An 11,619-nucleotide genomic window follows, 5' to 3' on the forward strand; every position below is an offset into this window, starting at 1 on the left:
AGAAGACCTTACGCGTTCAAGGTTCCATTCGGAACAGTCAGGCGATCGAAGGCCGGCTGCGCGACCTCGAAATGAAAGCACTTCTCGTCCTTGAACTCCGCTGAACGGACGAAGCCCAGCTCTGCGGAATGGCCCAGCCGCACAATCGGAAAGCCCATGTATTTCCGGCACGCTTCGAGAAACGCCTTCGCTTGAGAAGCATCCATGTAGTTGTGCCTTCCTGCCCCGGTCGTCGGACCGCTGTAGTGAGCGACGTCGAATACTTCGACAAACGGGCTTCGACCAAGATGGCGGGAGATCGACTGAGGGCCGCCATGAACGCCTTCGATGGCACGGACCAGATATGCGATGACAACGTGGTCGCTCAGGTCGCTCGCACGCAGATCCCGGGCATGCGCGATGATTTTCGCAACATCGGGGTTCTTGTACGACGCCTTCTTGCCTTCGACGACATGCTTCTGGAAGAAGATCCGCGCCTGATCGGATACGGCACGCTGACCGCTCGTTACATGGACGGAATGCAGATGTGCTTGCTGCGCCAAGGTCTGGAGCAATGCTCGCGAGTACGACGAGATCGGCACGCCAAGTACACGAACCGAGTTGGCGAGGCTGCGGCCAGCGTGATGATGGGTGAAGACGGGAGCATGATTCATGGCGCATGAGTCTCGATCGATCGTGCATGACGCGTATCGGCGCGTTGACATTGAAACGCGTGCTGCCCTACCGGGGTTTATCGGCCAGTGATCATGGTCCGTGTCCCTCTTTGACCCCGAGATCAAAGAAGCCCATGACGTCGCTCCTGATGGATGAAGCGTGAGATCAGCGCGTGCCAATTGCGCTGCCGGTTTCGAAGCGTTCCGCGCCTTTCAGATAGACGAGCGGAGACAGCGCATTTTGAATGGAACCGCCGCCGGCCAGGCGGACACAGGGAGTAGGTGGAAACGGGATTCGACCTTCAGGCGCTCGCGCTGGAAATGCCCGCCAGTCACGGGCCCGCGACCGCCGCTATGCCCAAAGGAGCCGCGTCGATCGCGCAGTAGCACATTCGCCCGGTTTGCAGCCCCGGCTTCGGCGGCGCTCACTTGATGTTCTCGCTCCAGTAAGCTTCGATTTGCTTGACGAGAACGGGCGGTAACGATATGTAGTGCTCGGCATCGGCGTCGGCCTGTCCTTCATTGAGCGCCCATCTGAAAAACGCAAGCGCGGCTTTCGACGCAGCCGGGTCTTTTGCCTCTCTCGAAACGAGAACGAACACCACGCCGGCGATCGGCCACGCGTTGTCGCCCGGGGCGTCGGTCACGATCTGATAGAAATCCGGTCGCTCGCTCCAGTCCGCCGCGCTGAAGCTTTCGCGCGAGGGTTGCACGAAGGTCCCACTTCGGTTCTGTACAGCCGTATAAGACAGATTCCGTTGCAGCGCATAGGTCAGCTCGACATAACCGATCGAGCCCTCCACGTTCCTGATATACGTCGCAACGCCGTCGTTGCCGGCAGCGCCGACGCCGATCGGCCATTTGACCGTCGTTGCGGCACCCACGCTGTCTTTCCAGGAGGCGCTGCTTTGCGACAGGAAGTTCACCCAGTTGAAGGTGGTGCCGGAACTCTCGTTACGATGCACGACGACGATCTTGAGGCCTGGGAGACGAATGCTCGGATTGAGCGAGACGATAGCAGGGTCATTCCAGCTGACGATCTTTCCGAGATAGATGTCGGCGAGCAGTTGACCGGTCAGGCGAATCTGTCCCGGACCTACGCCCGCAAGATTGACGACGGGCACGACGCCGCCAATCACGACCGGAAACGGGGCCAGTCCCGCCGCATGAAGTTCCTCGGGTGCGAGCGGCATATCCGAGGCGCCGAATGTCACGCTCGCGGCCTTGATCTGTCGAATGCCATTGCCCGAACCCGTAGGCTCGTAGTCGACTCGCTGACCGGTTTTCGCACGGTACGTGGCTGCCCATTTCAGCAGCGGGTACACGAACGTCGAGCCCGCACCCGATATCTCCGCACAAGACGCGTTCACTGCATGGCACGCCGCAGCACAAAACGCAACGGCAAGGAGCAGGCGTTTCGAACCGGTCAGTTTCCTGTTCATCGCTGAGAGTTCCTCGACGTGCCTTGCACGGTCACGGGTGGACACGGCTCGCGCTTCGGCCAACGCAAAACACGCATCACGCCGAAACCGGCCGCGCGTTGCGACGAATCGCCTGGGGTGGTTGTCCAAAGGCGCGCGTGAATGCCTCGCGCATGCGCCGCGCGTCCGAAAAACCCGTTTGCTGCGCGATCTGCTCGACCGTATGGCGGCTCCTTTCCAGCATCAGGCGCGCAGCCTCCAGACGCAATCTCTCGACGGCCTTGGCGGGTGACTGTCCCGTTTCCGCACGAAAAGCGCGGCTGAACTGACGCGGACTGAGCCGCGCGACCTCGGCCAGTTGCTCCACCGACAGCGGCTGCGCGAGATTCCTTCTCGCGTAAGTCAGCGCGGACTGGATGCGATCGGACTTCGCATCGAGTTCGAGCAGCGCGGAATGCTGCGATTGTCCGCCCGCCCGCCGATGATAGACGAGAAGCGTTTGCGCCACAGTGCGCGCGACATCGGGGCCGAGATCATTCTCGACCATCGCAAGCGCGAGATCGATTCCGGCAGTCATGCCCGCCGATGTCCAGACCGAACCGTCGACGACATATATCCGGTCTTCCTCGACTCGTACGCCGGGATGGCGCGATCCCAAGGTGCGGGCGTAGGTCCAGTGCGTGGTGGCACGGCGTCCATCGAGCAAGCCCGCCTCGGCAAGCACGAAGTCGCCCGTGCAGATGGAGGCGATCCGGCGCGCGGTCGCCGCGCTGCGGCGCGCATAGGCAAGCAGCGCCGACGAAAGATGGGTCAGGTTCGGGTCGCCTCCCGCGAAGATGACCGTATCGAAAATTCGCTCGCCGAAGGACTCGGTCATCACCGTGGGGCCGCCTGTCGACGCAACCGGACCGCCATGTTCCGACAGCGTGAGCGTCTCGTAGAAAGGTTCGCCGAGCTTCAGACTGGCAAACGAAAACACCGGCTGCGCAGCGAGCGCCATGGCATGAAATCCGTCGAACACGACGAAGGCGACTGTCGGCGCGGCAACTCCTCGGCTGATGTCTCGAAAACGTAAGATCTATGTCCTTTGAGACATCCGCTGCGGGCCATATAAATGCACTATGGATGCGCGGATCTCGATTGGCCGCCCGACAGGATCGATAACGGATCACTCCGGTTCGCGTCGGCGCGCAATCGACTCATCCAGCTCCAATTCTAGTCACCGTTTCTCCCATCTCAGGTCAGGAAAACGCCATCATGAAAGGCTTGAAGTCTCTCATCATTACCGCTGCGCTTGCTGCTTCCGGCATCGCAAGCACGACGGCGACAGTTCTCGCCGTCGAAGCTCCCACGGCATCCGCCGCCCCGGACGAGAACGCAGCGATTCGTCCATTCACGGCTCATTTCTCCGACGCGCAACTCGCCGATCTCAAAAAACGCGTGAGCGCAACGCGCTGGCCGGATCCGGAGACGGTCTCGGATCGGTCGCAGGGCGCACAGATCGCCAAGCTGCAGGCGCTCGTCAACTACTGGGGCACCGGCTACGACTGACGCAAGGCGGAGGCGAAGCTCAATGCGCTGCCTCAATATGTGACCAACATCGATGGGGTCGACATTCATTTCATCTGGGTGCGCTCGAAAAACCCGAATGCCTTGCCGCTCATCATGACGCACGGCTGGCCGGGCTCCGTGTTCGAGGAGCTGAAAGTGATCGGACCGCTGACTGATCCGGTGGCCTTCGGCGGACGCGCCGAGGATTCGTTCGATCTGGTCCTCCCTTCGATGCCGGGCTATGGATTCTCGGGCAAGCCGAAAACGGCCGACTGGACGCCCGATCACATCGCGCACGCCTGGGACGAACTGATGAAGCGCCTCGGCTATCAGCACTACGTGGCGCAAGGCGGCGACTGGGGCTCGGTGATCGCCGACAAGATGGCCGCGCAAAGGCCGCCCGGGTTGCTCGGTATTCACGTCAACATGCCGGCGACCGTGCCGCCGGAAATCGCCCGGTCCCTGAAGGCCGGGGACCCGCCGCCGTCCGGGCTTTCCGACAAGGAAAAAGCCGCATACAAGTCGCTTGCGAATCTGTACACGCGCGGGGGCGGTTACGCTGCCATGATGGTCACGCGTCCGCAGACGTTGGGCTACGCGCTCGCCGATTCGCCGGTCGGCCAAGCTGCATGGATGTACGACAAATTCGCCGATTGGACGTACAGCGGCGGCGCCCCGGAACGTTCGCTGACCAAGGACGAGATGCTGGACGACATCACCTTGTACTGGCTGACGAATACGTCGACGTCGGCAGCGCAACTGTACTGGACCAACAACGCCAACAACTTCAATGCCGTCGACGTCTCGATTCCCGCGGCGGTCACCGTGTTTCCCGGCGAAATCTATCAGGCGCCGCGAAGCTGGGTCGACCGCAGCTATCACAAGCTGATCTATTTCAACGAGGTCGACAAGGGCGGACACTTCGCCGCGTGGGAGCAGCCGCAGCTTTTTGCGGAAGAGATTCGATCAGCATTCAGAACCCTGCGCTAGCGCGACTCACGGACGCATTCGACGAGCCCACGTCCGCCGCCGCGGGCGTGGTGCAAAGGTGTCGGACAGCGGGCGCCGGCGAGCCCCCTTCAACGCGGCGTCAGACCGACCGGCGGATCAGCGCGATAGCCGCCGCCAAGCGCCTTCGTCAACGCAATCTCCTGGCTGATCGACTGACCATTGAGCGTGAGCAGCGCGACCTGTTCCGCGATTACCGGCTGACGCGCTTCGAGCGCCGCGAGCCGGCTCGTCAGTCCGCGTCGATAGTGAGCCTCGACGCTGTCCCTCGTGAACGCAATCGATTCGATCCGGCGCTTTTGCAACTCGGTCTCCTCATCGAGCGCCTGCAGACGGCTGCCCGTCTGCGCGACATCGCGCACCGCGTTGAGGACCGCCTGATTGTATTGCTCGATGAGCAGGTTGCTGCCTTCGCGCGCGCCGCTCAGGTTCGCGTTGAGCCTGCCGCCGTCGAAGATCGGCAGATACAGGCCGGGAATCAGGTTGATCTGCTGGCTGGCGTGCGTGAAGAGGTCGCCGAGATGCAGTGCGTCGAAGCCGAAGAACGCCTTGATGTCGAAACTCGGGTAGAACGCCGCCTTCGCTGCGTCGATCCGGTCGAATGACGCCTCGACATACCAGCGCATGGCCTGCAGGTCCGGACGGCGCGCGAGCAACTCATACGAGAGCGTCGCCGGCAAGGCCGCCTGCGAGACCGGCAGCGCGACCGGCTCGATGGCGCGCAAGCCCTCGGGACCCGCGCCGACGAGCGCGCGCATCGATTCGCGCAGTTGCCTGACCTGCGCCTGCGCGGAAGCGAGCTGCCGTTCTATCGCCACCTGTTGCGCGCGCGCTTCTTCGAGCAGCGTGCGGGATTCGAGGCCGCGCGCCGCGCGCGCCTCATGCGCCTGCACCGCGAACGCCGCGATCTCGTGCGATTCGTTCAATAGCCCGATCAGCCTGTACGTCGTCTGAATCCCGTAGTAAAGCTGCGCAACGTCTGTCGATATCTCGAGCTCGACCGCCGACGTCTCCGCGATGCGCGCGTTGCTCACACCGAGCGACGCGGCGATCTGCGCGCGCTGCTTGCCCCAGATGTCGACGTTCAGGCTCGCGCCCAGCCCGACGATGCCCTCCGTGTACCACGGCCCCGTCAGACCCTGGGCCGGCTCGTTCATGGCGAACGGACCGAGAAATCCGTGGGCGGAGACATGCTCGCGATCGAGCATCGCCAGCGCGACCACCTGCAGGCTCGATCCGGTTCTGACGAGCTCGACATCCGACTTCGCCTGTGCGACGCGCGTGCGCGCGATCACCATCGTCGGCGCGTCGACGAGCGCCTGGTCGATGAGCGTATCGAGCTGCGCATCCTGATAGCGCGTCCACCAGCGCGCGGCGGGCCAGCCGTCGCGCGCGAGATGAATGTCGTTCGCCAGATTGATCTGCTCGGGCGCGATCTCGGCATACGGCGTGCTGTCGTGATGGATCAGCGCGCAGCCCGGCAACACGCACGCCATCCACGCGAGGCACACGATGCGCGGACGCCATCGACGATCGCGCCGGTTCGATCGTGCATTCATGTTCGTATCGCCTCCGATGGAGACGCGGCGACCGGACTCTCGACGCGCCAGTCGGGCAACGCCGCGACCTGCCGCAGCAGCTCGTCCGCTGCGGTAATGAGCGCCGCGTCGCCGGGCCCGGCCGGCTGCGCCGCGATGCCGGCGCGGTGAGGCGCAAGGGCGGCGGGCGCATGGGCCGCGGGTTGATCGGCAGCGAGACCGTCCGCGTATCGTCCGAGTTCGGCGGCGGCCAGTTCCTGCGTCGAGCCCACGACATCGACCGCCTGCGGGCTCGACGATCCCGCCTGCGCCGCCAGCGCGTTGCGCAGCGCATCGCCCGCCAGCATGATCTCGCGCGCCTGCGCAAGAACCGTCTGTGCGCGCAGCGTCAAATGCACCTGCTCGCCTTCCTGCCAGCCAGGCTCGAGCGCGACGCGCGAAAGCGTCGCCTCGGCATCGGCGAGCACGGCCCACGCCTGCAGCTGGCGCTGCGCATAGGGCAGCTCGTCGTGGCTTCCCGCGCCCGCCTGCGGCGCATGAAGCTGCGCGGCGATCGCGCGCAGAAGGGTTGCGAGCTTCTGCCGCAGCACGTCGCTCTCGCCTTCGCGCCAGAACGACATCTGCACGAAGGTCGCCACGCCGACGCCGAGCAGAATGCCCACCAGGCGGTCGCGGATTTCGGTGAGGTTGATCGTCGGACCAAAGCGTTCGAGCAACGCCAGCGAGAAGGTGAACACGAGCTGGATGCCCGCGTAGCCGATCCGCTCCGACCCCGCGGATATCCACGAGCCGAACGCGATCACCGGCAGCGTCATCAGCAGCAGACCAACGACATCGTCGAGGTGCGGAACGACGAACACGACCATGAAAAGCGCCAGCGCGCTGCCGATGACCGCCCCGGCGACCCGCAGCAACGCGCGCTGCGTCGACGCGCCGAGACTCGGCAGCGCGACGATCACGCAGGTCAGCATGATCGTGTGGACGCCCTGCCAGTCGGCGGCGTTATAGAACACGTAGCAGATCAGCACGGCGAGCAGCGTCTTCAGCGAGAAGCGCATGTAGGCGGGATTGGTCCACGCGTCGGGCGCGACCATCGGCTCGCTCGCGGGCGGCGTGCCGGGCTCCGCGCCGCTCGCGACGAGATCGGCGTATGCATGCAACGCCCGCTGCACTTCGCCCGCTCCGGGGATCGCGTCGGCGGCGGCGCGTTCGTCCGGCGCCACCGTGGCTACATGGCGATAGCGCTCGCCCGACATCACCGATTCATCGAGCGCGCGGACGTTCGCGCGCAGCTCGCGCAACATCGCGAGCTGCGCCTGCGATGCGCGCGGCCATGCGTCGGGCAAGTCGCTTGCACCGCGATAAAGACGCGAGACCGTCGCGATGCATGCAAGCTGCAACGCCTGATGCTCGCGATAGTGCGCATCGCGCATCGTCGTGAAGCGCAGCAGCTTCTGCAGCGTGAGCGCGCCTTGCTGGACGGCCGCGAGCGTGACCGGCGCGGCGTCCGCGGCGCCGTCGATCAGTCGTGTGAGCCGCGCATCCAGCGCCGCGAGTTGCCGGTGCATTTCCGCGTCGAGCTGCAACCTCGGCTCGGCGGGCAACAGCAGCGTATTGACCACGAGCGTCAGCGCAATCGGATAATTGACGGCGACCCACACCCAGAGAACGGCGCGGATCAGCAGCTCGGCCTGATCGGTCCGGTCGACGAAGCTCTGCACGTAGATCACGACGATGGCGACGACGAAGAACACCACGCCGATCCTGAGCACGCGAAGCAGATACACGCTGATGAAGAACAGCACACTCGCAGCGACGATGCGCAGCAACGGATAGTCGAAGGTAAACTTCAAAAGCAGAATCGACAGTCCGATGGCGAGCGTCGATCCGACGATGAACATCACGCCGACGAGCCGCGTGATCACGACGTTCGACTGCGTGGCGTAGAACACGACCAGCAAGGAGAGCGCGAGCTCCGGCACTTGAAGCGCCATGGACGCGACGATCGCGATCGCGCTCGTCAGCATGCAGCGCAACATCACATTGACGCGGCCGGGGAAAGGCGCGAGCTCGCGCCTCAGGAAGCGGCCGGAGTCGCGCAACGCGGCAGGCAGGTAGTCGGCGGCGGCCATGGGCGCCCCTCAACGGCGATCGCCGCCGGCGCCGCGCGCGGGCTCCAGCACGGCCACCGCCGACGTGCCGACGCGAAAGCGCTCCGGGTCCGGATTGTCGACGCGGATCTTCACCGGGAACCGCTGCGATACGTGAACCCAGTTCAGCGTGCGTTGAATCCGCGGCAAGCCGCCCGGCAACGCGAGTCCGCCCTCGTCGGGCGCGACGCCATAGCTGACGGAATCGACGCTTCCGCGGTAGCGGCGCGCCGTATCGCTCATCAGGTAGACGGTGGCGGGCGTCCCTGCCCTCACGCCCTCGAGCTCCGTCTCGCGGAAGTTCGCAACCACGTACCAGCGACGCGTATCGATCAACGTGAAAACGGGCTTGAGCGCCGACGCATATTGTCCCGTCGAGGTCTTCAGCGACACGATGCGCCCGTCGAACGGCGCCCGCACGGTCGCGTATTCCAGCTGCAGCTCGGCGATTGCGATTTCCGCCATGACGACGGCGCGTTGCGCGACCAGCGCGTCGACGCCGCTCACGGCCGCCGCCGCCTGCTGCGCCTGCAGTTGCGCAGCGCTGAGCTCGGCCTGCGTGGCGCGTTGCGAGGTGCGCGCGCGGTCGACGTCCTCCGCCGACACGTATCCCTGCGACAGCAGCGGCTCCATGCGGCGCAGGGTATCGGAAGCCTGATTCGCCGCGGCTCGCGCACGCTCGACGGCGGCGCGCACCGACTGCGCGTTGTACTGCTGCGCGTTGACCGTGCGCTGCGTGAGCTCGATCTGGCGGTCGAGCGCGACGAGCGACGCCTTGCCTCGCGTGAGCGCATCCTGATACGGACGCGGATCGATCTGAAACAGCAGGTCGCCCTGCCTCACCGCCTGATTGTCGTGCACGGCCAGCTCGACAATACGTCCGTTGACCTCAGGAACGACGTCGATCGTGTCCGCATAGACGTAGGCGTCGTCGGTGCGCGGTGCGCGATCCAGCTGGCGGATGACGAAGAACAGCAGCAGCAGCGCCGCCAGGATCAGTATGATGGCCGGCCATGGATTCTTTTTTGTCTTGCTGACAGTCGTCGCCATTGCACCACCTGATGGAGATTCAATGTTGGAACAGCACCAACCAGACAGCGAGTGAAAGCAATGTAACGGTTGCAGGAACCACCAGGGCCGAAGGCCATAACAGATTGCTGGCCTTCAATCGACTCAATACCAGATAGAGGATGACTGTGAGCGCCACGCCTGCGACGATGCAGAACAGCCAGTCCGGGAAGTACGCGCCGAGCACGCTGATCGACGGCGCATAGGCGCAACCCGAGACAAGGATACTGGCGAGCGCCGCAACGCCGGCTGCGCGCTTCGAGCATTCGACTCTGACGAGTGGCATGGGTTCGCTCCAAAGTCGTACGTCCGGGGAGGGTCACGGTCCTTTCCATCCGCCCTCGATCGAAATGACGTCCTGGTTTCTAGCGCGGCAGCAGTCCTGCTCGGTGGGCCGCCGCCTGGATCCCGTAAACAGCCGAGGCCGTGATGACGCCCGTCATCAACGCGCCCAGCAATCCGAGCAGCACCGCTATGATGCGACCGAGCGTCGTGGTGGGCACGACGTCGCCATAACCGATTGTCAGCGCAGTCACCGCGCAGAAGTAGAACGTCTCGCCCATCGATGACCGCGTTCGCGTGGCGGTATTGACGGCCCCTCCACCGTAATACATGCCCACCGACAAGATCAGGAAGACCACCAGCAGAATCGCCAGAATGCCGCGCAGATGCCAGAGAACCTTGGCGGTCTCCCCGACCGCGTTGCGCGGTGAGATCCGGGCGTGATCAACGTCCCCGGTGCGCTCGTCCATGTCGTGAACCTCGCGAACTGTCTGGGCGTTTCGTTGGAAGGCACTGGACAGATAGTACTCTCCAGCCAGACGAATCGTCGTCGACAGCGAACGCGAGTCCGGATCGGGTCAATCAGGGAATCGGCGATACACCGATCAGATGGGCGTGACCCCACAGCAACATGAATGCGTACAAGCCCAATCCGCCGACTACGACGATCACATCGTTCATCGCCGAAGCCGGCGCACCCGGCACCGGCCGCACATGTGCACGACGACCGACCGAGATCAGGTCCGCCACCGCCCAGACGAGGAAAGCGCCGAACAGCAATACGTCGTTCAGCGTTCCGTTGGTGATCAGGTGCGATAGCGCCCACAGGATGACGGCCAGCAGCATGGGATGCCGGGACAGGTGCCTGACGCGGCCCGGGAAGTACGCGGCGATCAATAGAGGAAAGACGGGCACCATGAGCAGCAAGGCGAGGTGCCGCAACGCGATCGGCGGCACGTAGACCAGCACCGGTGCGTGCCGAACGATGCCATAGCCGTAGAGCATCGCGACGAAGCCCGCGATCGACACGAGCGAAAAAAGTCCTTTCCACCGGCCGTCGCCCAATCGGCCGACCTGCGCATCCCGCCAGCGCGGCGCGACGATCGATATGGAGTGGACGCCAAAGAACACGATGAGACCCAGCGCGAAGATTAGCATCGGTAGAAAATATTGACAGTGACAACATCAAGATTAGATACCCGTCCAGTCTTCGTCAAGCTAAAATTGACGCTGTCAATATAGAGACGGTACGGATGGGAACCAGAAAAACAGGCAAGCCGGCATTGGCAGATACGGCCAGGCGCCCCTACCATCATGGCGCGTTGCGTGAAGCCCTGCTGGAAGGCGCCGAGCGGATCCTCGCTCGCGAGGGTATCGATGGACTGACGCTGCGAGCTGCCGCGCGCGAGGCTGGCGCCTCTCACGCCGCGCCGAAAAATCACTTCGACAATGTGGCCGGACTGCTCAGCGAGCTGGCAGCCGTCGGCTTTCGACGCTTTCAGCGCTGCCTGCTCGACGCGGCTGCCGCAGCAGACACGCCGGAGGCCCGGCTGGCTGCGCTGGGGCGTGCCTACGTCGAGTTCGCGACGCGGTTTCCCGGTTTGTTTCTGCTCATGTTCCGCAGCGAACGACTCGACCTCGAACGGCCCAATCTGCGCGAAGCGATGAATGCGGCGGCGTCGGTGCTGCGCGAAGCGGTCGGGGCGCAACCAGGTCCCGATGCGACGTTGCCGGTCGACGCAGCCGCGCGCCTGATGACGGCGTGGTCGCTCGTCCACGGCTTCGCGATGCTGAAGATCGATGGGCGACTCGACCCCATCGTCCGCAGCCTGCCCGGAGGCATGGACGCGATGGCGCTGCTCGACGTGATTCTCAATGCGGGCGGCGGCCAATTGAGAAGTACCTGAGCCTGCGCGGGACGGACGTGATTCCCGCGGCGGCGGTTCGT

Annotated in this window: 10 protein-coding genes and 1 pseudogene; 2 read left to right on the forward strand and 9 right to left on the reverse strand. The window is 64.2% G+C overall.

The annotated features are described in order from the left end of the window. Positions 1-8 precede the first annotated feature (8 nt). The 3 genes from AWB83_RS06090 to AWB83_RS06100 all read right to left on the reverse strand — a co-directional run bounded on the left by AWB83_RS06090 (position 9) and on the right by AWB83_RS06100 (position 3,074). Complete coding sequence (locus AWB83_RS06090; protein ID WP_087043376.1) at positions 9-653, reverse strand: hypothetical protein; 645 nt, start codon at positions 651-653, stop codon at positions 9-11. Positions 654-1,078: 425 nt separating this feature from the next. Beyond that, complete coding sequence (gene pstS / locus AWB83_RS06095; RefSeq protein WP_087043378.1) at positions 1,079-2,095, reverse strand: phosphate ABC transporter substrate-binding protein PstS; 1,017 nt, start codon at positions 2,093-2,095, stop codon at positions 1,079-1,081. 76 nt (positions 2,096-2,171) lie between these two features. After that, a complete protein-coding gene (locus AWB83_RS06100; protein WP_087043379.1) occupies positions 2,172-3,074 on the reverse strand; it encodes a GlxA family transcriptional regulator in 903 nt (300 codons plus the stop codon). Between the two features lie 257 nt (positions 3,075-3,331). Between AWB83_RS06100 and AWB83_RS06105 the strand changes: the two are divergent. Then, positions 3,332-4,615, forward strand: a pseudogene (locus AWB83_RS06105) (epoxide hydrolase family protein). 89 nt (positions 4,616-4,704) lie between these two features. Here the strand turns inward: AWB83_RS06105 and AWB83_RS06110 are convergent. The 6 genes from AWB83_RS06110 to AWB83_RS06135 form a co-directional block, all read right to left on the reverse strand. Further along, positions 4,705-6,192 (reverse strand): MdtP family multidrug efflux transporter outer membrane subunit, encoded by a 1,488-nt coding sequence (locus tag AWB83_RS06110; RefSeq protein ID WP_087043380.1) that lies wholly within the window; start codon positions 6,190-6,192, stop codon positions 4,705-4,707. Next, positions 6,189-8,303, reverse strand: coding sequence for an FUSC family protein (locus AWB83_RS06115; RefSeq protein ID WP_087043381.1), 2,115 nt, complete (start codon positions 8,301-8,303; stop codon positions 6,189-6,191). Before AWB83_RS06115 ends, AWB83_RS06110 begins: the two co-directional genes overlap by 4 nt. A gap of 9 nt (positions 8,304-8,312) precedes the next feature. Beyond that, positions 8,313-9,371, reverse strand: coding sequence for a multidrug transporter subunit MdtN (mdtN, locus tag AWB83_RS06120; RefSeq protein ID WP_087043382.1), 1,059 nt, complete (start codon positions 9,369-9,371; stop codon positions 8,313-8,315). A 19-nt stretch (positions 9,372-9,390) separates the two neighbouring features. After that, complete coding sequence (locus tag AWB83_RS06125) at positions 9,391-9,675, reverse strand: YtcA family lipoprotein (protein WP_087043383.1); 285 nt, start codon at positions 9,673-9,675, stop codon at positions 9,391-9,393. Between the two features lie 79 nt (positions 9,676-9,754). After that, complete coding sequence (locus tag AWB83_RS06130) at positions 9,755-10,141, reverse strand: potassium channel family protein (protein ID WP_087043384.1); 387 nt, start codon at positions 10,139-10,141, stop codon at positions 9,755-9,757. 112 nt (positions 10,142-10,253) lie between these two features. Continuing rightward, positions 10,254-10,829, reverse strand: a complete 576-nt coding sequence (locus tag AWB83_RS06135) for an NnrU family protein (protein WP_087043385.1) — start codon at positions 10,827-10,829, stop codon at positions 10,254-10,256. A gap of 95 nt (positions 10,830-10,924) precedes the next feature. Between AWB83_RS06135 and AWB83_RS06140 the strand changes: the two genes are divergently transcribed. After that, on the forward strand, positions 10,925-11,578 hold the full coding sequence (locus AWB83_RS06140; protein ID WP_087043386.1) for a TetR/AcrR family transcriptional regulator: 654 nt from the start codon (positions 10,925-10,927) through the stop codon (positions 11,576-11,578). Positions 11,579-11,619 lie beyond the last annotated feature (41 nt).

Source organism: Caballeronia ptereochthonis, from assembly GCF_001545075.1.
GTDB lineage: Bacteria > Pseudomonadota > Gammaproteobacteria > Burkholderiales > Burkholderiaceae > Caballeronia > Caballeronia ptereochthonis.